Source organism: Pontibacillus salicampi, from assembly GCF_042434395.1.
GTDB classification, from domain to species: domain Bacteria; phylum Bacillota; class Bacilli; order Bacillales; family BH030062; genus Pontibacillus; species Pontibacillus salicampi.
Genome location: NZ_JBHLTP010000003.1, coordinates 978,841 through 1,004,776, shown reverse-complemented (window position 1 = coordinate 1,004,776; position 25,936 = coordinate 978,841). Strand labels below are relative to the sequence as shown.

Sequence of the window (25,936 nt, the reverse complement as noted above, 5' to 3'; positions counted from 1 at the left end):
TCGGGCTTCGTAGCTTAGCTGAACGATACGAAATGCTTCGTCAAACTTGAAGGAACCGCCAAGTACGGTCCCGTACGCTTGGTGGTGTGAGAGGACGGGAGTTAGTCACTCCCTCCTACTCGATTTTATTCCAACCGCCGCTGTGGTTATCCACAACTTCTAGCTCTTTCATTGTTGTGCTCATGTCACTCTTACATATGGGACATTTAGGAGTTTCTTCACTTTTGAAATTATCTCTCATCCACGCATTACAATCCTCGGATGTACACTCCCAGATTCTTAGGTCTTCTTTAACAACCTCTTTTTGGTTCTTCTTACCAAACGCCATCTGAATGCCTCCTTCGGAATGACTTAATTATATGAAAAAGCTACCGCTTTGGGTAGCTTCTTTCAATTAGACTTTTGTTACGTTAGCTGCTTGTGGTCCGCGGTTACCTTCAGTAATTTCAAACTCTACGTTTTGACCTTCTTCTAGAGTTTTGAAACCTTCTTGGTTGATTGCACTAAAGTGAACGAAAACATCGTCTTCGCCTGGAACTTCAATGAATCCGAAACCTTTTTCTGCGTTAAACCACTTAACTGTACCTGTTTTCATGAGAGAAAACCTCCATTGCTAATTTCTTAATATGCTTCATTTTCTTGATATAAAAAAACTCACATATTATAAAAAGTATCAAACGTAAATTGATCACTCTTTATAAAATGTGAGTAAATCTCAATTTGCGTGCGTACTATCTTAACTCTTACATAATAATATGAAACTCCGCTTTTTCATCTTATCTTCATCATACTGGTTTTAGATTAGAAAGTCAAGATGAGACGTCGAAAGTGTATCATTTTTCATAAAATTTCATTATTTGTGATAAGGATGGACCATACTGCTGTGGTCCACCCCCTCTAATATTATAATAATAATGCCTCAAGCTCTGGCTGCCCTTCTACAAGTCCAACGGCTGCAACATTATAAACTTGACCATTCTCAAATTTCACGCCTTTTAGCGTAAGTACAGCTTTGTTAGAACCTGCTGGACGTACTTCTATGTCCACTGTTGTTTGTGGAATTGTAATGTAATCGGAAGCTTCGGTAAAACCAACATTACTAAATAGTACATCTCCTCCAGCAACAGCAATATCTACATTCGGTGCATCAGGAGATAAATGGATGAACCTTACTTTAGCTTTCCCCATTTCTGGATTAATATCATCCTGATATGCTACTAATTGTAAATTTTCTACTTTCCCAGCAGCAGCTAGAGTAACAGCCGCATTGGCTGGCACTGAAACATCTTTCGTGAGTACAGCTTCTTGTTTTCCAGCAGGGGTAATTATAATTTGGTAATCCCCAGGCATCACCGGAATGTAGTCACTTACTTGTTTATAGGCTACATTTTGTAAAATTGGCTGCCCATTTACATAAACATCTACATTAGGTGCGTTTGGAGATGCATGAAACACTCTTACATAGGATTGCTGCATGTTTCCACCATTATTTTGATGTGCTCTGTACCCTCCATGTTGATGTTCCAGGTTGGCTAATTGGTGCATACATTCTACATGTTTCATATAGTACATCATCGCTTTTTCAGGGTTACTGTACTTGTAATACTGAAAGAGCATGTCGTACATACTTGCTTTCAGGGTTATATCGTGCTCATAATCTTGATTTTGATACATCCTCTCATCACATCCTTATCCATTAAAATCATTCCCTTTTCACCCTATGATGAAATGATCTCAATCATGACAACCCTGTATATTTTCAAGAAATTCGTGAATATTACAGAAGTGTGTTTTACAAGCTAGTACAAGATGTGATAAAGTCTAACAGAATTGAATTTTCAACAAAGGAGATGTTCTTCTTGAGTTTTAAAACGAAGCTGACATCAATCGTTATGGGATCTGTTTTAGTATTTGGTTTAGCTGCTTGTGGCAATGGACAAGGTGATGTTGCAGCAGTAGTAAACGGTGAAGAGATTCCAATGAGTGAATTTAACAAAATGTACGAGTCCCAGAAAGAGCAAATGCTTCAGTCCCAGCAATCTGCTTCTCAGAGCCAGCAAGGTGGAGACAGCGAAGAGAAGGATAGCGAAAGTGAAGCAAGTCTTTCTGACGATCAAAAGAAACAGCTTAAGACTTCCGTTCTTGAGAATGTAATTAACGTTGAATTGATTTTACAAGATGCTGAAGAACAAGAGATTACAGCATCTGAAGATAAAGTAAAAGAACAGTTTAACCAAATGAAAGAACAAAGCGGTGAAGATAAGTTTAAAGAAATCCTAAAAGAAAATGATTTGACAGAAGAGGATCTTAAGAAAAACATCAAAGATAACCTTGTAATACAGAAATATTTTGAAAAGAATATGGATGAAACGGAAGTTACAGAAAAAGAATTAAAAGAAGAATACGATAAAATGAAGCAACAATATGAAGCTATGAACAAGCAGAGTGAGCAAGAAATGGAAATTCCTAAGTTTGAAGACTCTAAAGAACAGCTTAAATCTTCTGTGAAAAAAAGCAAGCAACAAAAACAGCAGCAGGAAATTATTGATAAGCTCCGCGAAAACGGTGAAATCGAGAAAAAAGTAGAAGTGTAATCCTAAAAAAAGCAGCCCTTAAGGGCTGCTTTTTTTATCGCATTTGCGTTATTAAGGCGTCCATGCTATCTACTTTATTATGTAAAGTTTGCACAGCCCCCTCTTCTTCCAAGTAAAACAAGGTTCCTTGTACATAGTCATCTAACGAGCTGCTGATATGCTGTTTCAGCGTGTGCAAGGATTGATCAAATTCCTTGGTATAATAATCGATAAATCGTTTCTCTTCCCCTTTCATATACCTGTTGATTAAACCCTTCGTTTTGATCTGCAGCTGTTCCTTCAACCTTTCCTTTTGGTTCTCTTCGAAAAAGGATTTTGTATTTTTGAAGGTACCTAGCTCTTTTGAAAAATGTTCACTCCCTACATCTTGAAATGGAGTGGTTATAAGAGGTGTTACCATTTCATTGTCAGGCGTGCTCGTAAAGGATATGTTCTTTTTAACCTGTTGCATTTTCCTTTCTATATCGGTTGCAACCTCCTGTAATTGCTCCTCTATAAACCTTTCTATACGGATGGTCACTGCTCGTATCTCCTGCATGACATCATTGCCAACCTGGTCTAGAAGATTCATAATTTCCTGCTGAAGAGAATGCTTCGCTTCAGCACTTGTCCCTTGTATCGTAGAGGGATTAATATACTCCTTGAATCGATCCGAGAATTGAAGCATTATTCTCTCTACAATATGAAACAATTGCTTATTCACTTTTTGTTCTAGCGCTTGTTTGTATCGCAAACTGTCAAATTGATTGAGAACATCTTGTGCTTGTTGATGCTGCTCTTGTATTTTTAAACGGTTGCGTTCTTTGTCCTCCTGTGCTGCTTTGGATGTTTCCCATACATTCTGTAGCGTTTGCTTGACTCGTTCCATATCATGCCATGCTTCACTTACCATCACGTTGGTAAGATCCTTGTTAATAAAATCGTAAAATGCTTCTTCAAAAGCAGGTAAGCCAGAACCAGATAACACACTATCACATTCCTCTTGCCTCCCTTGCTTCTCTTTCATCGCCATAAGGCTAGAAACTGGGAACAATCTTGGGTTGCGTATCCCAAATTGAGTAAGCTGCTCTCTCATATATTCTTTCACCAGCGTAAGATCTGCCGATGACTGAGCAAGGTCAGCTGCATTAATCATGAAGAACATTTTATCCATACTGAAGGCATCCTTCACCCTTCCTAGCTGAGTGAGAAATTCTTTATCAGCTCGGGAGAAAGGATGGTTATAATATGTTACAAATAATATCGCGTCAGCGTTTCGAATATATTCAAAAGATACTTCCGTGTGACGAGCATTAACAGAATCAGCTCCAGGGGTGTCGACTAACGTAATTCCTTTGTTTGTTACCTCACACTCATAGTGGACGTTAATCCATTCAATGAAGCACGATTTGGATTCTTCAGATACATAAGGAGCAAATTCCTCTAATGTAACTCTCATGGACGAGCCGATATGGGACTTCATTAAACCAAAGCCTGATTGGAGTGCTTGAATAAAGGAAAAACGCTTCTGATCCAAACGTTCTAGAGAGTCCTCCTTATACAAACGACTTATTTCTGGAATGGCTGTCTGTACCGTATCTGCCTTTATAGTATATGGTTTGATGGCATAGCGAATATCCTCTACTAACTGTTGATCTGACTTCACTCGGATTTCTACCGTACCATGGGGCACGTCCTCTGTTACGGGTGATATTTTGTTAATAGTAGCGGTGGTTGGGTTGGGCGATACTGGTAATACGTTCTCTCCTAATAGTGCATTAGCAAAAGAAGACTTTCCAGCTGAGAATGCACCAAACAGTGCTACGGTAAAGTGTCTCGATACCATACGCTCTCTTTTTTCCAACAGTTGATTTTTGAGCGCATCAAACCCATTCAAATCCGCAATAATGTCATGTGTTTCTAAAAGGCTCTCCGCTGCTCTTTCCACATTATGTATGCTTTTATTCTCTAAAGGTGCTATAGAGGGGAAAGACTTCTCCTGTTTTGGGTCTTCCTCCCCTTTGGTCTTGTAAGAGATAGCATGGATTGATTCTAATGTCGTAAACCGAGCATCCCTTTGAATCAATGCCTGGGTAGCGTTTTCGTATGCATCTGAATGAATGTTGTTGCCCTTTAAGATGGATTCCCACCTACGATGCTCCTCTTTCTTTTCCTGGACCAGTTTTTCTATCTTATCCTCTAGGTCATACTTCCTGGAAAGTTGTTCAGAGCGATGCTGGAGACGTTGTAAAGCGTGCTCTTGTTTATCCCTTAGCACATTCGTCACTTGTTCCCATTCCTTTTGCGCCTCTTGTTTAAAGCGCTTTTTCAGCTCAGCCGCAATATCTTTTGTGAAAACTAGAACATAATCTCCCCCTGCACCAGCACCGGACTTTAAGAGATTTGCGATATCCTCCTTTGTAAAGGTGATGGTAATACCCTGCAGGGATTGGAGAATGGATTCGTCGGCAACGTCAAACTGCTTAGCAACCTGTACAAGCTGTTTTCTAACGGGGCCTTCCATGTTTGCTTGTACCTTTTCATTCAAGTCATCAAAGAAGTTCTGTAGTCGCTGCTCTCTTTCTTCCTCAGTCTTTTTCTTTCCAAACAGAAAGCCAACTTTAAAGCCCGATTGCATGGATTCTACGTATAATTTGGCTTTTTCCCGAACATCGTGTGGCATGATATAAGCATTCTGCAAGCTTTTCTGGAGTGAAGACCACATTTCATCCTTGGCTTCTTCAGGCAGTTGGTTCCAATAACGGCGCTGCTCCTCCAATTCCTTTTCTGCCGCACTTTCCTCCCCGAGCTGTTCAAGGTGTTCGCGAATTTCTTCTATGTGTTCATGCGTTGCTTGCTCCTTAGCATTTAAATACGTTTCAACTATCGCCTTTAAGGAATAATAAACGGTATCTTCTACAAACTTTTCCTTCTGCTTCATAAAGGCCCAAATGGTTTCTTTTAATCGATTTATTTCATTTAAAGGATGCTCTTCGTTCACGAGGCTAGTGAAAAATATATCTAATGGATCAATTTTCCATGATGTAAATGCTTGATAAATACTTTGTTTAAATGCAGTGAAAGATAATTCGCTCTCCTCATGCTTATCCATTTGATTAATAACAATGTATAAGCGCTTTCCTTTTCGCTGCATTTCTTGTAAGAAAGCCAGATTCACTTCTGATTGAACGTGGTTATAGTCCATGACGTATATCAGGATATCTATAGTATGTATAGCTGATTCTGTAATAACTCGATCAGCATCATTCGAGGAATCAATACCTGGAGTATCTAGAATAGTAATATGCTCCGGTAGATTTGTGCGTGATTTCTGGAGCTGTATATCCTTAATGGAATCCCCTTCCTTGCATAAGGATTTTAATGTATCTATGTCGTATGGCTCTGAAATCTCGACAGGGTCTTCGTCGTTGAAATGTACTCTTGCAATCCCGTTCCCCTTTTGAACCTGAACTAGATTAGCACTAGTTGGAATAGGGCTCGTAGGCAATATCTCCTCCTCCAGGAGATTGTTAATCATCGAAGATTTCCCAGCAGAAAAATGTCCAGCAAACCCTATTACAAAGGTCTGTGACTGGATTTTATCCACTAAATCAAGCGCTTTCTCTGCTAAATCATTAGCTTTTGCATCTTTTAGTTGGCTGTGCACGGTGGAGGTAACGTGTAAAAGTGTGCCCTTATCCAAATTGTCTTGTGCTTCCATCTCTTATGTAGCCCCTTTGTTATTGAAAATATCATTACTTCCTATTGTAAGGGAACAATCTGAAAAAAAATAGTCCTCCGCTAAGGAGAACTAGTTATCCAAATAAGCCCTAAGTGCTTTCGTTATGAGGTAATCCGACGATACATCCTGTTGTTTAGCTGTATTAGACAACTGTTCTTGTAGCGATTTTGGTAAGTACACGGTATGTTGTATTTCGCCAGATTCCAAGCGTATTCCATTCTCTTCTTTTTGCCAATCTCCCTTTATAAGATGCCTTTGCATGAGCGAAGCTTCTTCCTCCGTTAAGCTAACTGTTCCAAGGCGGCATCGAACGTAATAGTCGCCGTACAATTGTTCGTATATGGTAATATTCCTTGCTCCTAACTGCCTTACTAGGTTATGGAGAAGGTTAAAAACAGGATGATTGGGGTGGCGTGGTATCGGAAATTGGAATTCGGCAAATCCACGCCTGCGGATATATTGTTGATCTGGAACGGAGGTTGATGTCCCCTTCCACTCATTCGGTTGTATAATCTCACCAGATTCCAAAAGCACTTTCATTGGGTTAGTTCCAATCACTCTTGCCATAGAGCCTTTCCAAGTACCTTCACTAAAAATATGGACTTCTCGCGAAATTAGTTGCACCTTCCACCCATATTCCCCTTGTCGATTTTTCTGTGAGAGCTGTTTCACAATATTCTTACATTTTCTGAATTGTTCCTCGGTAAAAAAGCGTCTTTTCTGTTTTCCTTTGTACACTATGAGCGTTTCTATATTCTCTTTCTGTACAAGCTGCATCAAATAGGAAGAAGTAATTCCAAGCATGTTGGCAACTTCATTCACACTATACCCTTCCGGTTCATATTGCTCCTTGGCCAGTTTAAGTTGCTCCTCTGTGAAACGATATCCTCCATCCCTTCTATATGTATCGGGGTTAACGGGCTTTATATAGCCTTGTTGAACAAGGTATTGCAGCTGACGTTTACTTTTATGTAATAATTCTGCTGCTTGTTCAATGGAGTAATACATACTATCACCTACAAATCATTAATTTACTTCATGTAATAGTATAGTGAATATGTTTGTCGTTGTATATAGACTAATCATCAATTTTTCTATCTTTATTACATTTCTATATGATAAGCTAGATTTATAATAAGACGAGTGTAATTCCTAATAGAGTAAAGGAGTTTAATATGACAACGCTACTATCTGCTAACGCCTTGCAGCAGCAATCTATCCCCTGGGACGATGATAGTCTCTATCAACAAATAGCCGCCTATGGATATAGACATATAGACTGGACAGAGGTGCCAGACTTATGGCTTCTCTACTTGTACTTACATGATGAGCCCACCCTCGGAGCAAAGCGAAAGCAATCAACGTTAAAGGAATATTTCCGAGACATCACTCATTTTTTTGATTTTATTCACTCTCAGCATGCTTCTGTAACAACTATCCAACAAGAAGAGATAGCCCACTATCAAATGGAGCTGCAGAAGCAATATAAACCCATGACTATTAAACGAAAGACAGCGGTTATCAAGTCATTTTTAACGTTTTTGTATCGGAATAACATTATTGCTAAGGACCTAACTATTGGTTTGAAGCAAGTCGCTATTAAAAAAGAAGAGCTAGTGAACCGAGATCTGTATGAGGAGGAAGTCGATCAGCTTCTTACCTATTTTGCAAATCAGGATTATTTTATGTACACCCTGCTGTACACGCTAGTATCTACGGGATTACGAATACAGGAGCTAGCGAAAGCGAAATGGGCAGGAATGTACTATCAGCCAGAAGTAAATATGGTTTTTTTAACGGTTGTTGGGAAAAGAAATAAGATTAGAGAGGTTCCTATATTCGAGGAAGTATTAGAGGTTTTGAAGGAATTCCGAGCTCGCCGAGGGTTTACGAGCGAATTAGAGGATGATGGTACCGCCTTTTTCCCAAAGCCTAACGGTAAATCGTATCATTTTAAATATTTGAGTAACGAATTTACTAATCAGATAGAGTCTTTAGAGCATATCTTCCCATTCATAAAACGAAGAAAGGATATGGAACGGGAGATGGAACAAGAAGGAAATCCCATCAAGTACAAAATAACTCCACACACATGCCGCCACTATACTGCCAGCTATTACATGGAACGAGGTGCTGACATGAAGGCGATACAAGATTTATTAGATCACGAGTCTTCCTTAACAACTGATACCTATCTTCGGAGAACGAGAAAGTTCAAGGAGCATGCTGCAGTAAAGATTGGACGGAAATTTAGATAACGTGTTTAATATATTACACTAATGGAGGATTCCGATTGGAAATTATGCTGGGACATAATACAACGTCTAATGGAGTGGTTACAAAGAGTTCGCCTCCCTGCTGCCTGTATTCCATTATGATAGCAGGGCATCGTCCTCATACCATTCTCGGATAATAATACAGCCCATCTCAAATGAAACGTAATTTGAATCGGAATCTACATTAGCTACTAATTTTCCTATGAACCATTTATAACCATTCAATATATGTTCAACACATTAGTTTACATAATATTGTTATGGTTTACATTTTGATTTGTACGAATTTTAAGATTTATTCCTTTACACTATTACTCTAACGTGCTAAACTTTTCGTATAATATGTAAACAGTATTGAGGAAGACAGATTTAAGACTCGTTTTTCAGAGAGCTGGTGGCTGCTGTAAACCAGTAAACGTACTTAAATTGAGCACTTCTGAACTGGTATCCGAACCTTAGTAGGAATACCCGGTGACCGCCGTTATTGTATGTGAGATCGTTCCCATCGGGAGCGAAATGAAGGGTGGTACCGCGTTACATAACGCCCCTTGCTTTACACGAGCAAGGGGCGTTTTTTATTCGTTAAGCTATCTATAAGAAGGAGGAACATTATGTTACACGATCAAACTTTTTTACGAACTCCAGGACCTACCCCTATTCCGCAGCGAGTAACTCATGCTATGAACCAGCCCATGATTGGTCATCGTAGTAAGTCCTTTGCTCAATTGTTTAAGGATACGAGTACACGATTAAAACCTATATTCGGGACAGATCAGCCTGTTTACGTACTGACATCTAGTGGAACAGGAGCGCTAGAAACCGCAGTCGATAATGTAACTAGCAAGGGAGACAAAGTAATCGTTGTTGTGGCTGGAGCTTTTGGAGATCGCTTCGCTTCCATATGTGAAAAGCATGAGCTAAGCACGGTTCGACTTGATGTACCGTGGGGAGAATCGGTCAATCAAGATCTGTTAACAGCTACATTACGAGAACACCAAGATGCAACGGCTGTACTTGTGACCTATAACGAAACCTCTACAGGTGTACTTCAGCCTATCGATGAAATAGCTGAACTGGTTCAAACCCATACTAATGCGCTGACCGTTGTTGATGGAGTAAGCTGTATTGGAGGCGTGCCTGCTTATATGGATAGGTGGGATATTGATATACTCGTAACCGGTTCTCAAAAGGCAATGATGCTTCCAGCTGGACTCGCATTTGTCGGTGTTAGCAAGCGGGCATGGGAACGAATCCAAGCCAATGGTTCTTCTTCTTTCTATTTTGATTTACAGCAGTATGATAAACAATATGAAAACGGTATGACTCCTTACACACCTGCTGTATCTCTGATTCAAGGTCTCCAGGAAGTTTGTGCCATGCTGGAGGAAGAAACATTACCAGAGGTATATAAACGACATGAGGTAATGAAGAACATGACAAGAGCGGGAATACGGGCATTAGGACTACCATTACTAACGTCTGATGAAGATGCCTCCCCCACCGTTACATCTGTTAAAGGGGCAGAGGATTTAGATGTAGATGCTTTTCGGAATCACGTTAGGGATCGCTTTGGCCTGTCGTTAGCCGGAGGTCAAAAACAGTTGAAGGGACAAATATTTCGTATAGGACATATGGGGTATTGCTCTCCAGTAGATATCATAACAACCCTTTCTATGATTGAAATGGGATTAGTGGAATGTGGAATAAACATCGAGCTCGGAGCCGGTGTTAAAGCAGCTCAGGAGGTGTTAATCAATGACGTACCAAGTACTAGTAAGTGACCCTGTTAGCCAGGAAGGATTAGAGCCGTTATTGAACAGTCAAGAAGTAAATGTTGTTCAAATGAAGGATTTGGAAGGATATGCACTAGAAGATATTATCGAACAGTATGATGCGTTAATTGTACGGAGTCAAACAACTGTTACTCCAAACTTATTAGCAGCTGCCAAACAACTAAAGGTCGTTGGTAGAGCTGGTGTTGGAGTAGATAATATTGATTTAGATGCGGCAACCGAGAATGGAGTAATTGTCGTGAATGCTCCAGATGGAAACACGATATCAACTGCTGAGCATACATTTGCGATGATGACCTCCCTTGCCCGTCACATCCCACAAGCCTATCAATCACTCATGAGCGGAAAATGGGACCGGAAATCCTTTAAAGGTGTGGAACTGAGCAAGAAAACCCTGGGAGTTGTCGGGATGGGTAGGATTGGAAGTGAGGTAGCAAGGCGAGCAAAAGCTGCTCGGATGAATATCGTTGCATATGATCCATTCCTGACAGAGGAACGAGCTCAAAAACTCGGGGTTGTGAAAGGGTCTTTAGATGAGATATATGAGCAGAGTGATTTCATTACCGTCCACACCCCTCTTACAAAAGATACGAAACATATGATTAATGATGAAGCTTTCGATAAGATGAAGACAGGGGTAAGAATATTAAATTGCGCTCGAGGTGGCATCATTGAAGAGACTGCATTATTACGTGCAATCGAAAATGGTAAAGTGGCTGGTGCAGCTTTAGATGTATTTGAAGAAGAGCCTGCAACAGGGCATCCATTATTAAATTGTCCAGAGGTAATTGCTACACCTCATCTAGGGGCTTCTACAGAAGAGGCTCAAACGCTAGTTGCCTATGACGTAAGCGCAGAAATACTTGCAATTCTGCGAGGGGAACCCTTCAAAAACGCCGTCAATATGCCGTCGATATCATCAGAAGTTAGAGAAATATTAGAGCCGTATTATCAGCTGGGAATCAAACTTGGAGAAACGGCAATTCAATTAATAGAAGAAGCACCGAAAAAAGTCACCATAACCTATGCAGGGGAACTAACTGATTATGATACAGCATCATTGACGCGTCATATCATGAAGGGGCTATTAAGCTATCATCTTGGAGATAAGGTGAACATCGTTAATGCTTTCCATATGGCAAAATCTTATAATTTATCTTATTCTGTAGAATATTCTGGTTCCACTAGAGATTTTACTAACCTGATCTCTGTATCCATTGAAACTGCTATCGGAACAAGGACCGTTTCAGGCACTTTATTAACTGGATATGGACCTAGAATCATTAAGATTGATGACTATACGATAGATATGGCACCAGAGAATCATATATTATATATTCAGCACCAGGATACACCTGGAATGATTGGACTGGTAGGTACCACACTCGGTCAGCACGATATTAACATCGCAACTATGCAGGTTGGTCGTAAAACGGAAGGTGGAGACGCCATTATGATGTTATCGGTTGATAAACATGCGAATCAGGATATATATAATGACCTTTCCTCCATTGCAAATATTAATTCAGTAAAAGAAATTCAACTATAGCTTAAAACAAAGGAAAGCTCGGTTCTCTTAAACCGAGCTTTCCTTTGTTATACATATCCTTTTGATTTTGCCAAGTAATAGGATGTTATCGTAAATAGTTGGGTAATCTTTTGGTTTGCTATCAAGTCCTCCATCATGTCTAAGGGGATTATTTCTAGTTGAATATCTTCATTTTCATCAAGATCCTGAGCATAACCTGGATAAGCTTCATGGAATAGATAACTCACCACTTTATTGTTCTGTACAGCCGGGTTTACCATAAACTCCCCTAGCCATACTGGTGGGTGCTCGCTAATATAGCCAGTCTCCTCTATTACTTCACGGGTAATTCCTTCCTCATAGATTTCCCCTTTCTCAGCAATCCCTCCTGGAATTTCCAAAAAGAAGTCCTGACCTCCTTGTCGATACTGTTTAACCAACACTAGCTGACGATCTTTCGTTATGACAATAGCGTTCACCCAATCGCTATATTCATTTACATAATAATCTTCAATAATATTACCATTAGGCAAAGCACATGTGTCTTTTCTGAAATTCCCATATGGTGATTCCATTATGTATTCACTTCTCAACGTCTGCCATGCTTGCATACTGCTTCCTCCTATCAAATAGAGAGAGTGCTCTCTTATTAATAAAGAAAGCACTCTCTTACATTGTTATGACATCCACTTTGGCGGTGTGTTTTTATCCCAGTACACTTCACCAATAGTATAATGTTTTTCAAAGTTATCTTCTTTTAAATGATAATGGAAATGAAACCAATGACCTTCTCCTGGTTTGTTTACTCTTCTAACGTCAAAACGGGCTACTTCTTCGTGAGTACGATTATTAACTAAATGGAAAATCCGCTCTCCATATCCGCCAGTGGAATCTACGGTAATTTCATAATATGGTATTTGTTCTTCTTCCCGTTCCATAATGCTTTCTACTGTGTCCTCAATTCCAGGTAGAATAACTGTAGTAATTTCCTCTTCTACTTTATTCATGATTCGAGGTCCCATTTTAGTGTACATTTGTTCTATTGCTGCAGCTGTGAGCCCATCAATATAATCTTGATTGGTAACAACGGAATCATCGTAATCTATCGTGAGTTCCTGGTCAGGGTGTGTATCTGCTATCGATTTGGTAGTTACAGAATCATCGTGAATATTCTTTTTCGGAGTAGAGGCATTCTTTTCCGCAGCTTCTGTATCAACGTGAAACGGCGGTGTGTATAACCCCAGTGTCAGTATAGTAATGAATATGACCGAAAACTTTCTTATCCAAGGCTTCATATTAATAACTCCCTTAATATGTACTCTACTTTATTTTACCACGCACATTCTGTTTGTCTATTATTCTATCATGGTGTTAATAAAACTGTAACAATTTTCACTCAATATGAATGCACAGATACAGAAAAGTCCCCTAATACGTATTAGAGGACTCATTCTATATTGGATTGTATAGCATCCTTATATCTCTTGTAATAAGCGGGTACATTATTTAGCAGGAGTAATTCTGTGTATAAATAGCTCTTCATATTAAAGTCACTAAAATCAATATTAGTGAGATCGACAATTTGTTTAATTCGGTAATTCAGTGTATTGGGATGAATAAATAATTCTGTAGCTGTTTGCTTCCCTTTTCCGTTATTAGCTAAGTACACTTCTAATGTTTTTAATAAATCAGTATGACCAATAGCGTCCTTCGATATAAGTATTAAAAGATCTTCACTAAAATAATCCTCCGAGCTATTCTTCTCATATAAGGTAGCCAAATAACGATACACCCCTAGCTTTGAAAATTCTCGAGGCATGGATTCCGGTCTCGGCTCAATGAAATTAGCAGTTTCTATAACCTCTAATGCTTCTAAGAAACTCTTCCGAACATGAAATAAACGATTGTATTCTTTCCCTAATCCAATCATGAAGGCATAGAATTCTGTATAGCTAAATTGATCCTTCACTTTGTTAATGAGTAATCTTCCAAGAAAGGTTGAAGACCCTTTATCATTACCTATTCCATGAACGATAAGTACAAGCTGAAATTCCGCCTTCAACATTTGAATACGTGGTCTTTCCGGCAATGGATTAATCATGGAATATAGTTCATCTAATAAATGTCCCTGTGCAGGGTCGGTTAAGGAGAAAACAAGTACAGAAAAACGGGCTGGAAGCGGCAGTTTCATTAATGCGGCATCATGTTTCATTTGCTGTTCTGTTCCGTATTCATGGTGAATGAGCTTCCAAAGCAGCTCGTCCTTTCTTCCCTCTGAGGCACTCCATTTATTATATGCATCATAAATCAGCTTTCCTACATGACTTGCAATCTCCTCTAATAAATGTAACTCTTGATCCTTTAATGGCTCTGAAGATTCCTGAACCCATATATAGCCCATTGTATGCTGTAAATACCTTGCTCCGATTACAACTCTTTCATAAAAACCTAAATCCTCCATTGCACTAACCCGGATTGGAGCTAATTGCTTTTCAAGTTTCTGGACAATTCCCTCTTTTTTTAATCTGTCGATTATAAAAACAGGACATTTCTTTGATAGAATGGTCTTTTGCTGGGTTTGATCAAACTCTTCAACCGATGAACTATAGGAAATAAGCTCAAAATTTTTGTTCTCAATAATGACTGGCTTTTGTAGGGCTTGACTAATGTATTCCGTTACTTTATGTATATCATCTGTTTGAAGAATAATTTGTTTATCGTCCACAAGGCATTCCCTTTCTTTTCTTCATCCTTCACTACATGCTCCCTCTATTATACTAAAAAGAAGCTCATATCTCATCATCCGGAAGCTAAGTGTCTTCCTATATGGATTCCGCTTGCTGCTGCTTGTGATAAAGAATGTGTTTCCCCTGAACAATCACCCGCCAGGAATAAACCAGGCACTTCTGTTTCAAAATAATCATTGGTTGTATAGGCTGGTTCGTAAAATTTGGTGTCCAGTCCATATAGTAGCGTATCTTCCTTCCACCTTTCTCCAATCAATCCTTCTACAGCATGAATAAAATCGAGTAACATATCTATATAAAGCCTTGGAATTTCAGTCAAAAGGTTTCCTGGATGAGCAGTTAATGTAGGAATGATAGCATTTGTGCTCAAGGACTCAGTCTTCTTAGATACTAGTAAATCTCCTAATCGTTGCACTACGATACGATCGCTTCCTTGATTAATCTCTCCCACCACATTTCTTGCATACGTATGTGCTTGCTTAACAGAGGAGAAGTATTGCGGGACAAACAAGGTGAAGTTTACATTAGGACTTGGGGAAGCTTTTTCCTTTGCATTTTGTCCATCTGGCATGACTAGTCCATGCTGATATTTTCTTATGATGCGGCCGCCTGGATTCATACAATACGTAGTAGCTGTATATTCGCCTTTCTCATATTGCAGCTTAGTCTCAAACGTATTATCTAGAATGGGTTGAAATTGATTCCCTTCCAATTCCACTCTTACTCCCATATCCAATCTTGTTTCTCCTTGTTGAATTCCAAGGGCTGTCGCTTGCTTATCCAGCCAGTCTCCCCCGCTCTTACCAGTAGCAAGAACAAGTTTGTATGTGGTGAAGACACCTTTGTTCGTATGAATGGTAAACGAATGGTTGCTTTGATAAATATGCTGAACATCTGTTTGGAAGGTGAAATCGATATGTTCTTTCATATATTGATACATGCGCTCAAAGATGCGTTTAGCTAATACAGTACCAAGATGTCTTACTTCTGTAGACAATATATTAAGGTCGAATGGCTTTGCTCTTTCTACTAGTGATTCGTTATGAGTGCTGTACTTAGGGCGATCTGAACCACCAAAATCCGTAAGAATATGATCTACTTCATCCATTAACTCCATTGCTTCACTATCCCCTACTTTTCGAGCAAGTTCGCCTCCAAAAGCATTGGTATAATTAAATTTACCTTCACTTTTACCAAGTCCAGCAAACCCTATGTACTGGTCGCACTCTCCACTGCACGTACAGCCATTTTCCTTCTCTATACTACATAAGCGATCCTTTAACTCCTTACCCTTATCAATAATATGGATACGAAGGTGCTCATTTTTCTTCATTAGAGTATAAGCTAAAAAAACACTGCTTACGCCTGCTCCAATAATCGTAACATCGTACATAACTATCTCCTTTAAAAGCTAGTGACGGTAGTGTTCAAGATAACAGTAAAGACATTTGCTCTTACTTGAACTACCTGGTGAACAGATATATTATAGGATCCCGTTTCCCTTTTTCGGTCTGTAATCAACTGGTCTAATGCCTCTGCAAGAGATTCAGTAGGTTGTACGGTAATATCGAAAAATTCTTGCTTTTCCACAGTTATTCCTCCATTGTCTTCACCCCTTAAAGAGGGAGGTTTTCAATCCTCTTACGGACGTTCTTATTCGGAATACAGCCCCAGAATATGGGTGCTTTTTTAGTGTATTATCATTTGTTTTAGCACTAGCGGTTGTAATAAATAAATCCTTTCTTTCTGGACCTCCAAACGTACACGAAGTGACATTTTGTGCTGGAATAGGGTATTCATTCAGTAATTCCCCACTAATAGGATTCCATCTCGATACACGAGCACCTCCAAAATGAGCAATCCATAGCATGCCCTCTTCATCCATTGTCATACCATCTGGTACCCCAACACCTTCTGGAAATGTAACCGCTACGGACGGCGAGTGTATATGTCCGGTCTCTTTGTTGTAGCTATAGGTCATGACCTGTTTTGTTGGACTATCAATGAAGTAAAAGGAGGTATGGTCTGGAGACCAGGCAAGCCCATTTGAGATAGCAACTTGATCAATCATAGGATGGACGTTATGGTCATCTGCGACCATATATAAGGAACCTGTAGTCTGTTTCTCCTTGTGATCCATTGATCCGACGAAGAATCTTCCCATAGGATCGCATTTCCCATCATTGAAGCGATTTTCAGGTAAATGTGGTTCTGGTTCTGCAATGTGTGCTAAAGTATCAGTCTGCCAATCATAAGAGTAGACACCTTTTTCCATTCCAAGAATAAAGCCACCATTTTCTCTTGGGGCTAAACATCCTACATGCTGGTCAAACTCCTTCGTATGTAACTCCTCATTCTCTATGGTATAGCAATACACTTTTTTATCTAGAATATCTACCCAGTACAGAGCTGCATTCTGCTCATCATAATAAGGTCCTTCTCCTAAGAGACATTGGATGTTTACAAATACTTCTGCAGACATTAAACTCCTCCTAAATGATACTAAGGAAAATGGAAATTATAGTTTTCTCTTGCTATCGTAACACAAAAAGAAGCCCCTCGCATGCGCGAGAGGGCTTCTGCTTTTTCACCTTATAACATTTCAGAAATAGTTTTTGCCTGCATATGAAGTGCTAAATAATCTGGTCCACCTGCTTTAGAGTCTGTACCAGACATCTTGAAGCCACCAAATGGCTGATACCCAACAATAGCTCCAGTACAGTTACGATTGAAGTACAGGTTCCCAACGTGGAAATCGACTGCTGCTTGCTCAAGGTGCTCTCTAGTGTCTGATATTACAGCACCTGTTAATCCGTATTCTGTATTATTGGCAATTTCTAAAGCTTCGTCAAATGTCTTAGCTTTTGTAAAACCTACTACCGGACCAAAAATTTCTTCTTGCTGCATGCGAGAATTCGGATCTAGATCAGCAAAAATAGTAGGTTGAATAAAGTATCCTTTCGAATCGTCGCCAGTTCCTCCAGCAACTAGTCTTCCTTCTTCTTTCCCAATATCCATATAGCTCATAATCTTATCAAATGCAGACTGGTCTACAACAGGACCCATAAAAACATTGGACTCTGATGCATTTCCTACACTTAATTCCTTGGTACGCTCTGCCACTCTTTCAAGCAATTCATCATATACATCTTCAAGTGCTACCACTCTAGAACCAGATGAACATTTTTGGCCAGAGAAGCCATATGCAGATGTGATTACTGCATCTACTGCTGTATCCAAGTTTGCACTGCTGTCTACAACAACGGTATCTTTACCACCCATTTCAGCGATAACATTCTTAATATGAGTTTGGCCTGGCTGTATTTTAGCGGCCTTTTCCATAATACTGACGCCTACGTCGCGAGAGCCAGTAAAGGTAATAAGTGCTGTTTTAGGGTGCTCGACAAGATAATCGCCCACTTCACGTCCGCTGCCTGGTACGAAGTTTAATACACCCTTTGGAAGACCAGCTTCTTCTAGCACTTCTACAAACTTAGCTGCGATGACAGGGCTGTTACTAGCAGGCTTCATTAACACGGTATTTCCTGTAATAAGAGGTGCTACAGTAGTACCTGCCATGATAGCAAATGCTAGGTTCCAAGGAGGAATTACTACTGCAATACCAGAAGGAGTATAAATATATCGATTCATTTCTCCTTCACGACTCTCTACATGCTTACCTTTCCCAAGCTCTACCATTTGGCGAGCGTAGTATTCAAGGAAATCAATAGCTTCCGCTGTATCTGCATCAGCTTCCTTCCAAGGCTTCCCAACTTCATACACTAAATAAGCAGAGAATTCATGCTTTCTTCTTCTAATTAAGGCTGCAGCTCTGAAGAATACTCCTGCTCTTGCTTCAGGAGTCCATTTTCTCCAGGAATCAAAGGACCTTTCTGCAGCTTGCATCGCACGTTCTGCAATATCTTGATTCGCTTTGGAAACTCTACCAACCACTTGCTCTTTATTTGCTGGGTTTATAGAAACAATTTTCTCTTCTGTACGAATTCGTTCTCCATCTACTACAAGATCATAGTCTTTATTTAGTTCCCCTTGGACGTATTCAAGAGCAGCCTCGAATGCTTGTTTATTTTCTTCTAAAGTAAAATCAGTAAAAGGTTCGTGTTTAAATGGTGTGTACATAATGATTCTCCTCCCTTAATTGAAAACGCTTTATTTTAATGGTAACATGACTCGTTACTTCTTAAAAATTCCTTTGATTGCAAATGCGACATTTGCTGGTCTTTCCGCTAAACGTCTCATGAAATAGCCATACCAATCAGTTCCATATGGAAGATAGACTCTCACTTTATACCCTTCTTGGATTAAATCTAGCTGTGTCTGATTGCGCATCCCATACAACATTTGAAATTCAAATTGATCTTTAGGAATGTTATTATTCCTCGCAAACAATTTAGTGAAGTCAATGATGGCATCATCATGACTAGCAACAGCTGTATAATGCCCATTTAATAGATTTTGTTTTATAAGTTTCTTTAAGTTCTCGTCCACCTGAGCCTTCTCTGTAAATGCAACTGTTCCAGGCTCTTTGTATGCCCCCTTCACTAAACGAAGATATGGGTCATAAGGACTCAAATCTTCCAAATCGTCTGTTGAACGATATAAATAAGACTGAATCACGGTACCAAGATTTGGATACTTGTTCTTTAGTCCTTTATATATATCAAGAGTTTGCTGCGTGCGTGTGGAGTCTTCCATATCAATCGTTACAGTCACGTCCAATCTAGCAGCTTCCTCCATAATCTTCTCCATGTTATCCCATACTAAGTCCTTACGAATGTCTAGCCCTAAAGACGTCAGCTTTAATGAAACTTGAGAGTTAAGTTGGTGGCTGTGAATAGTCTTGATTGCATCAATACATTCTTGAGTACGTTTTACTGCTTCTGCTTCAGAGGTAACAAATTCACCCAAATGATCGACTGTAAGCTGCAGTCCTTGATTATTCAATTGCTGAATAAGAGGTACAGCTTCTTCAAAGGTTTCACCACCAACTATTTGATTCGCACCAAACTTTGGGCCCCATTTCTTTGCCATACGATCCAGTGCTGAATTATTGGATAAGAAAAGAAAAAAGTTTTTACTAAGAGCTTGCATAAGCACTTCACCCTTTCATCGTGTCTCCACGAAATCTCTTTCACCATTGAAAAGGGATAACATAGAACATGTATTAAGTTGTTAAGAAAATTATAACTATTATCACAAGTATATGGCAACGTGGTGAATACACAATCATTACCTGTACATTTTGTGGTTTAAACACAACAGATGTAAGCGTTACCATTGCCTCCAAATAAAAAACCAGGAGTTGTATTCTCCTGGTTTGTATTGTTAGACATTATAAAATAGCTTCAACATCTACTACATTATCAAAAATATAATCTGCAGGAAGCTTTTCAAATTCAGATCTTGCTTTTTGTCCGGATAGGCCTGTTAATACTGCCGCAAATGTGACACCCATTGTTTGAGCTGCAAGTCCATCAGCTAGGGAATCTCCCACTATAACAATGTGTTTATCGGACATAGGAAGTGCTTGCTCTATTGCCTTGTCCATGGTTCCCTCCGCACCCAGCCAACTCAATACATATGTGTAGGGCTGAGGCTTTGCCAGTGGAGCACGGTCTGGGTAACTTGCTTCGGCTTCTAATACTTCACTAGCTGTAACAATGTGATGTGGATCAATATACTCTAGCAATCCTATCGTCCTTAACGGCTCAATTGTTTCCAATCTAGGACGTCCTGTTCCAATACCCACTATCCAACCTTCATCAATGAACCGTTGGAATAGGTTTTTTAGTGATTGAACTTCAGCTAATGGAATCTCATGTTGAATAAAGCCAGGCTTACCTGATTGTTTTGTCTTTCTCCCTATTGATTGCTCTATTAACTCGTCACCTACATACCATTCTTGAAACGTCTCTTGGCAAATATTCCAAAGTTTACTGTTTCGAGAAAAACAGCTCGTTTTGACCCCAAGCTTGTTCCATGCAATTGTATTTAGGTAGGTTAACATATCGCCTTTCATTGCATCTCCCTGCTCAAAGTCCTTGATGAATGAAGTGATTGAAATGTTCTGATTCGTTTGTAATGCCTTCTGCTGAAGTGTTTGCAGCGCTCCTCTATCTATATCCCCCTGTAAGAAAGAAGTGACAAATGGAGGATCCACTTGTTTGATATTTTCTAAAACAGTAAGGATAAAGTGAGATGTAGTTAAATAAACCATATCCCAATTCGCGTTGATCCCTCTCGATTTAATAAAGGAAAGGATGCTGTCGTTCTGAAATATGGAGGACCTGATCGAGGAAACTAGGTGATCCGTTACATTAGTAGTAAATTTATGTTTGTCTAATCCGATGTATTGTGAACTATGTATTAACTCCCAAACTGTTAATGCAGATGCATCGAAATACCTTTCCTCACTGAGCAATACTCCATCCACATCAAAAAGAATAGTCTTCTTTTCCATAATAATTCAATCCCCTTCCGTCAGCATTAATACTAAGATAGTTTTCATTTTAGCAAGTTAATGTATTAATGAACAGAATGAAATTACATTATTTCAATAATCTTATTATGTATAAATCGCCACGTAATCATTAAAAATACTACCATAAATGATTATGGAGGAAATAGAATGGAAAACTATAATAATGCACAAATGTATCGCCCCCTTGTTCGTGATGGAGTTATCAATACAATTGTTGGGAGCCCTAATGTGTATGCCGATGCTGCTGAAGCTGTACTTGAAGCCATGCACTTTGCCCATATATACAACGATGATATGTATAATGGTGAAATTACCTGGCACGATGTTGAAACAATGGAATCTACTAGAGAACAACTTAGAATATTAACAGGTACCCTCGAACGACCTGGAGCTGATCCATTTTACATCGCTATTGAGAAAATTAGAAATAGAAGAAAGCATACTGTTGTTTCCAAATCAAAAGCGAGTGATGATTTTAGACATGAACACTATGAAGATGCCGTAGCCTTCAGTTCCATAATATCTTCCGAGGAGTAATATCATTATTACTCCTCGGATTCAAAAAATATTTCTTTTTATCGTTACAAGCTAGACTTGAATGAAGCCTTTAATTATACTGTGTATCACTTTTTTATTATTTATTGTTCGGAGTTGCTACTAAGTATTTTTAAGATATATTGCGCGTTGTTTTAGTTTCGTTGAACCCATTTCCTAATCCTTTCCACTGTATGTGGGCTAAAAAGTATCGTATTGTGATCTTCTTCTGGAATGATTTCGCATGTTTGAGCTGCAAATTTCCCCCACCATTTTGTCAGCCTCTCTGGATGGGTTACTTCATCATTGCTGCCAATCACCGAAAGGATGGGAATATCAATACTAGTATGCTTTAGTTGCTTCGAGAAGCGAGAAGTAAATAGTCGATAGCTTAATTCTATTGTCTTAGCGGAAAATTCATCTGGTACCTTTAATACTTTGCTATGCTCCCATGTTCTGATACCGGCTTTGCTACATAACGTCAACCAAATCAATTTCAACACGTTCACTCTATATAGCTTGTTCTCTTCCCCAGCAGTTTTCCGTCCTATTCGGTACAATGGTAGCGCCGGATGGAAAAAGGGTGAAATAAACACTACTCCATCCCCGTCGATAGTTTTATTGAGAATCATACGTAAAACATTTGCACAACCCATAGAATGCCCTGCCCAATATAAATATTTAGTTTCAAGCTGTTTGTCTAGAAAGTCCTGAAGGTCGAGCAGATCATCGTCATATTGACCGTTGTAAGCAATGTCCCCTCGCCTTTCCCCCTCCTCATATCCCCGTAAAATCGGAACGACCACATTCATCTCTGTCTGTAATTGTGTAGCAAGTTTTTGTAAGTGCCGCTGCTCTGCTGTAATACCATGAAGCAGGAGTAAGGTAGAAGCAGAAGGATTGGGACAACGATATAGGAATATAGGTACACAAAACCCATCTCTCATTTGAACGTGCATGGATTGCATGAAAACACCTCAATTTCCGATATTTATATTATGTAAACTAAATATCTTTACCTCCCATCGGTATTATATCCAAAGTATCCCGCTTCACCCACTTATGCAGCTAGCAATTATTGGTACAAGTTAAGGCGTTTAGCTCTTCCTTCCTCACATATACTAATAGCAAATGTTATGCAAAGGTGGAGATTACTATGGATGAAATGATTGATCCAAAAGAAGTGAAGGCTGGAGATGATGTGTATGTTATATATCACAATCCCCACACGCCTACTGTAGCCAACATAAAACAAGCGGAAATAGTTCAACATCCTCATAATCCAGATGGAGTAGCATTGTTCTTACATGAAGCGTTTCATTTAATAGAAGAAAATGATGCACTCTTCTCCTCAGAGGAAGCAGCAGCTGAAGCATTTAAAGAATTATACCCTGATCAGCCCTATGAGGAATAAGAATATGTTGTTTCATTACTCCTATATCCGGTTATTGTACCGTAGGATTACCTTGCAAACTTAACAGGAGTGATGATAATGAGACATGTTCATATGATTGTGACAGGAAAAGTACAAGGAGTAGGCTTTCGCTTTTCAACACAGCAAAAGGCATTAGAGCACAATGTTTCTGGCTGGGTTCGAAATAAGATGGATGGATCTGTAGAAGTGGAAGCAGAAGGCGAAGATAAGGATGTAGAGTCATTTATTAATGCTTTACATCAAGGACCAAGCCCGTACGCAAAGGTTGATGACATAGACATGGATGAATCCTCTAATGTGGAAGGGTACACATCCTTTACAGTAAAATAACAGCTGCTATATTGCCAATATCAACTCTTATTTTATAACTAGGAAAGGTCAAGGATCACTCCTTGACCTTTCAGTATGACTATTACTTATCTTGCATAGGTCGTACAATTACCTCGTTTACATTCACGTAGGACGGCTGGGTTACAGCATACACAACGGATCGAGCAATATCTTCTGACTCTAATGTTCTTCTCCCTTTCCGATCTTCGAACATAGATAGAACTTCTTCATCTGTAATATGTTCTGGCAATTCAGTAGATACAGCTCCTGGGGATACATTCGTGACTCTTACACCGGTACGGGACAATTCTTTTTCCATTCCCATAGAAAGAGCCTTCACAGCATACTTGGTTGCGCTATACACAGTACTGGATGGGAAGACTTCATGACCTGCAACTGAGGACACATTCACAATATGTCCAGCTTCTTGCTCCAGCATGGCTGGCAATGCAGCGTGGATACCGAATAGAACCCCTTTTATATTAACATCAACCATTTGTTCCCACTGCTCCACCTTATCATTCTTTAAGAAGGATAAGAGCATTACACCAGCATTGTTAATGAAAATATCCACCGAAGAGAAATCTTTTTTCGTCTCTTCTACAAGATTCTCCATATCACTCTGTTTAGTTACGTCTGCTACCACTATTTTAGCGCTGACCTGATGTTCACTTTCGATACGCTGTGCAAGTGATTCGAGTCTGTCTTTACGACGTGCAGCTAACACAACATTTGCACCTTCCATTGCAAAATGTTGAGCTATGGATTCTCCAATCCCACTGCTTGCTCCAGTAATAATGGCTGTCTTTCCTTGTAATGAACTGATATTAATTCCTCCTATTCGAAATACTACCTTCGTTATATACCCCATACCTACCTTTCCTACACGTTATGGTTTGTTTCGCTGAATTTTCAGAAATATTGTAAGGAGCATCACATCTTTTCGGGAGAAACTTTACTATAATGTATGTGTACTAATTCATTTCAGGCTCTGTCAAAGAGCAATTCCAGTATAGTTGATCTATATGGAAGACTTAGCTTCGAGATATTTGTTTATCTATGAAGAGAGAAAGGAGAGTTGAATAATCGGAATAGCGCGCTTTCCTGTGGGGCCCAAGACGTGGGGGGTGCATCGTTGTTAAGGATGTAGCAGTTATTGGTGAACGATTAACAGAGCAAATTAAATTAAAAGGGAGATGTTAGCATGAATGAAAAACAAGTGGAATTTGGTTTGTTCATTGCTCGTCTTGTACTTGGATCTATTATGCTTATTCACGGGATTCAAAAATGGATGAACCTGGATATGGTGACTGGGATGTTTCAGGATATGATGGGCTTACCAGGAGCTCTTGCCATTGTAGTAGCAATTGTGGAGACAGTAGCTGGTTTATCATTAATTCTTGGTCTTTTCGTTAAACTCTCCTCTGCCTTACTTGGTCTTATTATGATTGGAGCAATGGTAACAGTAAAAATTCCGATGGTGGGTTTTTTTGGGAATGGCGAGATGGCAGGTTGGGAGTTTGATGTAAGTCTTCTTGCATTATCGATTGTATTAACCTTATCAGGGAGCAGATTAATGGCAATAACCACACAACAGAATAGAGATGTAAATAAACACACTAATGTTTAACGATTAATACAGGCTATCATTCCTAATGACCTGTTTTATTGATTTTGACTGGTCATGTAATTACTATTAAGGATATTTTTATCATTCCTTCGTCTATTTCTTCTCTTTTTAGGAGATAGTGATACTACAATAGGAATGAAAGGAATGTGTGTATGAACATCCGATTCGTCTTAAGTTTACTCATCCTCAGTACTTTCTCTCTTGTATCTTGCACAAATCAAGATGATAACCACAAGACTTCAGATAATCAAAGGGTGGAAAGTGAAGAAGTAGCTACATCTATTACGATAACGATTCCGCTACAGGATTCAAAAGGAAAGCAAATGGCTATGGCAAACCTCACTCAAAAGCAGGATGGGGTCCACATCAACGTAACCTCTTCTTCCCTTCCTACAGGGGAGCATGGCTTCCACTTTCATGAAATAGGAAAATGCGAAGGACCTGACTTTACATCTGCAGGAGATCATTTTAACCCAATGAACCAGCAGCACGGTCATCAGGATGACCACCAGTCTCATGCAGGAGATTTACCAAACATAAGAAGCAATGAAGAGAAAATGACGAACGAAACTATTATTGCTAAGCATGTGTCATTATTACCAGGAAAGAAGAATACTCTCCTGGATGAAGATGGATCCGCTTTAATCATTCACGAACAACCGGATGACTATACTACACAGCCATCTGGAAATGCTGGAGCTAGAATGGCTTGTGGCAGCATAAGTTCTTAAAGAGAAGGCTTTCCTTTTTATGAAGAGGGAGAGCCTTCTTTTTTTATCTTTCTTTCTAGATGAAAACATATACCTACTTTATCGTTATGGTATAGTTTCCTTAAAGGAAGAGGAA

At 39.4% G+C, this 25,936-nt stretch carries 25 protein-coding genes and 1 other annotated feature; of the genes, 9 read left to right on the top strand and 16 right to left on the bottom strand.

Annotated features, from left to right (window positions below):
* Positions 1-115: 115 nt before the first annotated feature.
* The 3 genes from ACFFGV_RS06650 to ACFFGV_RS06640 all read right to left on the bottom strand — a co-directional run bounded on the left by ACFFGV_RS06650 (position 116) and on the right by ACFFGV_RS06640 (position 1,674).
* Positions 116-328 carry a cold-shock protein gene (locus ACFFGV_RS06650; protein WP_377345834.1) on the bottom strand — a complete coding sequence of 71 codons (213 nt, stop codon included), beginning with the start codon at positions 326-328 and terminating at the stop codon, positions 116-118.
* A 66-nt stretch (positions 329-394) separates the two neighbouring features.
* On the bottom strand, positions 395-595 hold the full coding sequence (locus ACFFGV_RS06645) for a cold-shock protein (RefSeq protein WP_377345833.1): 201 nt from the start codon (positions 593-595) through the stop codon (positions 395-397).
* A gap of 308 nt (positions 596-903) precedes the next feature.
* Positions 904-1,674 (bottom strand): DUF4397 domain-containing protein, encoded by a 771-nt coding sequence (locus ACFFGV_RS06640; RefSeq protein WP_377345832.1) that lies wholly within the window; start codon positions 1,672-1,674, stop codon positions 904-906.
* Positions 1,675-1,859: 185 nt separating this feature from the next.
* Here ACFFGV_RS06640 and ACFFGV_RS06635 point away from each other — a divergent pair, with 185 nt between their 5' ends.
* Positions 1,860-2,594 (top strand): SurA N-terminal domain-containing protein, encoded by a 735-nt coding sequence (locus ACFFGV_RS06635; protein ID WP_377345831.1) that lies wholly within the window; start codon positions 1,860-1,862, stop codon positions 2,592-2,594.
* Positions 2,595-2,628: 34 nt separating this feature from the next.
* On the opposite strand, the gene ACFFGV_RS06630 is transcribed toward ACFFGV_RS06635, so the two are convergent.
* Together ACFFGV_RS06630 and ACFFGV_RS06625 are read right to left on the bottom strand one after the other, a co-directional pair.
* A complete protein-coding gene (locus tag ACFFGV_RS06630; protein WP_377345830.1) occupies positions 2,629-6,294 on the bottom strand; it encodes a dynamin family protein in 3,666 nt (1,221 codons plus the stop codon).
* 90 nt (positions 6,295-6,384) lie between these two features.
* Positions 6,385-7,323, bottom strand: coding sequence for a helix-turn-helix domain-containing protein (locus ACFFGV_RS06625; protein WP_377345829.1), 939 nt, complete (start codon positions 7,321-7,323; stop codon positions 6,385-6,387).
* Positions 7,324-7,490: 167 nt separating this feature from the next.
* Here ACFFGV_RS06625 and ACFFGV_RS06620 point away from each other — a divergent pair, with 167 nt between their 5' ends.
* The 3 genes from ACFFGV_RS06620 to serA all read left to right on the top strand — a co-directional run bounded on the left by ACFFGV_RS06620 (position 7,491) and on the right by serA (position 11,933).
* Positions 7,491-8,573, top strand: a complete 1,083-nt coding sequence (locus ACFFGV_RS06620) for a tyrosine-type recombinase/integrase (protein WP_377345828.1) — start codon at positions 7,491-7,493, stop codon at positions 8,571-8,573.
* A 363-nt stretch (positions 8,574-8,936) separates the two neighbouring features.
* Positions 8,937-9,143 (top strand) — a binding site (T-box leader).
* A 59-nt stretch (positions 9,144-9,202) separates the two neighbouring features.
* Entirely contained in the window at positions 9,203-10,372 is a 1,170-nt protein-coding gene (locus ACFFGV_RS06615) for a pyridoxal-phosphate-dependent aminotransferase family protein (protein WP_377345827.1), read from the top strand.
* Positions 10,347-11,933 carry a phosphoglycerate dehydrogenase gene (gene serA, locus ACFFGV_RS06610; protein ID WP_377345826.1) on the top strand — a complete coding sequence of 529 codons (1,587 nt, stop codon included), beginning with the start codon at positions 10,347-10,349 and terminating at the stop codon, positions 11,931-11,933. The genes ACFFGV_RS06615 and serA overlap by 26 nt, the downstream gene beginning before the upstream one ends.
* Before the next feature lie 47 nt (positions 11,934-11,980).
* Here serA and ACFFGV_RS06605 read toward each other — a convergent pair whose 3' ends face one another.
* The 9 genes from ACFFGV_RS06605 to ACFFGV_RS06565 form a co-directional block, all read right to left on the bottom strand.
* Positions 11,981-12,523 (bottom strand): NUDIX hydrolase, encoded by a 543-nt coding sequence (locus ACFFGV_RS06605; protein WP_377345825.1) that lies wholly within the window; start codon positions 12,521-12,523, stop codon positions 11,981-11,983.
* Between the two features lie 66 nt (positions 12,524-12,589).
* Positions 12,590-13,207 carry a YpjP family protein gene (locus tag ACFFGV_RS06600; protein WP_377345823.1) on the bottom strand — a complete coding sequence of 206 codons (618 nt, stop codon included), beginning with the start codon at positions 13,205-13,207 and terminating at the stop codon, positions 12,590-12,592.
* Positions 13,208-13,359: 152 nt separating this feature from the next.
* Complete coding sequence (locus ACFFGV_RS06595) at positions 13,360-14,637, bottom strand: PucR family transcriptional regulator (RefSeq protein ID WP_377345821.1); 1,278 nt, start codon at positions 14,635-14,637, stop codon at positions 13,360-13,362.
* Positions 14,638-14,711: 74 nt separating this feature from the next.
* Positions 14,712-16,052, bottom strand: a complete 1,341-nt coding sequence (locus tag ACFFGV_RS06590) for an NAD(P)/FAD-dependent oxidoreductase (protein WP_377345820.1) — start codon at positions 16,050-16,052, stop codon at positions 14,712-14,714.
* Between the two features lie 11 nt (positions 16,053-16,063).
* Entirely contained in the window at positions 16,064-16,249 is a 186-nt protein-coding gene (locus ACFFGV_RS06585; RefSeq protein WP_377345818.1) for a hypothetical protein, read from the bottom strand.
* A gap of 19 nt (positions 16,250-16,268) precedes the next feature.
* Positions 16,269-17,141, bottom strand: a complete 873-nt coding sequence (locus tag ACFFGV_RS06580; protein WP_377345816.1) for an SMP-30/gluconolactonase/LRE family protein — start codon at positions 17,139-17,141, stop codon at positions 16,269-16,271.
* 110 nt (positions 17,142-17,251) lie between these two features.
* Positions 17,252-18,799, bottom strand: coding sequence for an L-glutamate gamma-semialdehyde dehydrogenase (pruA, locus tag ACFFGV_RS06575; RefSeq protein ID WP_377345815.1), 1,548 nt, complete (start codon positions 18,797-18,799; stop codon positions 17,252-17,254).
* Positions 18,800-18,853: 54 nt separating this feature from the next.
* Positions 18,854-19,771, bottom strand: coding sequence for a proline dehydrogenase family protein (locus ACFFGV_RS06570; RefSeq protein ID WP_377345814.1), 918 nt, complete (start codon positions 19,769-19,771; stop codon positions 18,854-18,856).
* Positions 19,772-20,012: 241 nt separating this feature from the next.
* A complete protein-coding gene (locus tag ACFFGV_RS06565) occupies positions 20,013-21,140 on the bottom strand; it encodes an HAD family hydrolase (protein ID WP_377345812.1) in 1,128 nt (375 codons plus the stop codon).
* Positions 21,141-21,308: 168 nt separating this feature from the next.
* Between ACFFGV_RS06565 and ACFFGV_RS06560 the strand changes: the two genes are divergently transcribed.
* Positions 21,309-21,698: a hypothetical protein gene (locus ACFFGV_RS06560; protein ID WP_377345810.1), complete on the top strand. Its 390-nt coding sequence runs from the start codon at positions 21,309-21,311 to the stop codon at positions 21,696-21,698.
* Between the two features lie 152 nt (positions 21,699-21,850).
* Here ACFFGV_RS06560 and ACFFGV_RS06555 read toward each other — a convergent pair whose 3' ends face one another.
* Positions 21,851-22,663, bottom strand: coding sequence for an alpha/beta fold hydrolase (locus ACFFGV_RS06555; protein ID WP_377345808.1), 813 nt, complete (start codon positions 22,661-22,663; stop codon positions 21,851-21,853).
* A gap of 188 nt (positions 22,664-22,851) precedes the next feature.
* Between ACFFGV_RS06555 and ACFFGV_RS06550 the strand changes: the two genes are divergently transcribed.
* Both ACFFGV_RS06550 and ACFFGV_RS06545 read left to right on the top strand, forming a co-directional pair.
* Positions 22,852-23,109 (top strand): transcriptional regulator SplA domain-containing protein, encoded by a 258-nt coding sequence (locus ACFFGV_RS06550; protein ID WP_377345807.1) that lies wholly within the window; start codon positions 22,852-22,854, stop codon positions 23,107-23,109.
* A gap of 78 nt (positions 23,110-23,187) precedes the next feature.
* Positions 23,188-23,460 carry an acylphosphatase gene (locus ACFFGV_RS06545; RefSeq protein WP_377345805.1) on the top strand — a complete coding sequence of 91 codons (273 nt, stop codon included), beginning with the start codon at positions 23,188-23,190 and terminating at the stop codon, positions 23,458-23,460.
* A gap of 82 nt (positions 23,461-23,542) precedes the next feature.
* Here ACFFGV_RS06545 and ACFFGV_RS06540 read toward each other — a convergent pair whose 3' ends face one another.
* A complete protein-coding gene (locus ACFFGV_RS06540) occupies positions 23,543-24,331 on the bottom strand; it encodes an SDR family oxidoreductase (RefSeq protein ID WP_377345804.1) in 789 nt (262 codons plus the stop codon).
* Between the two features lie 333 nt (positions 24,332-24,664).
* Here ACFFGV_RS06540 and ACFFGV_RS06535 point away from each other — a divergent pair, with 333 nt between their 5' ends.
* Positions 24,665-25,090, top strand: coding sequence for a DoxX family protein (locus ACFFGV_RS06535; RefSeq protein WP_377345803.1), 426 nt, complete (start codon positions 24,665-24,667; stop codon positions 25,088-25,090).
* Between the two features lie 152 nt (positions 25,091-25,242).
* The gene (locus tag ACFFGV_RS06530; RefSeq protein WP_377345802.1) at positions 25,243-25,821 is read left to right on the top strand and encodes a superoxide dismutase family protein; all 579 of its coding nucleotides are present in this window, start codon (positions 25,243-25,245) and stop codon (positions 25,819-25,821) included.
* Positions 25,822-25,936 lie beyond the last annotated feature (115 nt).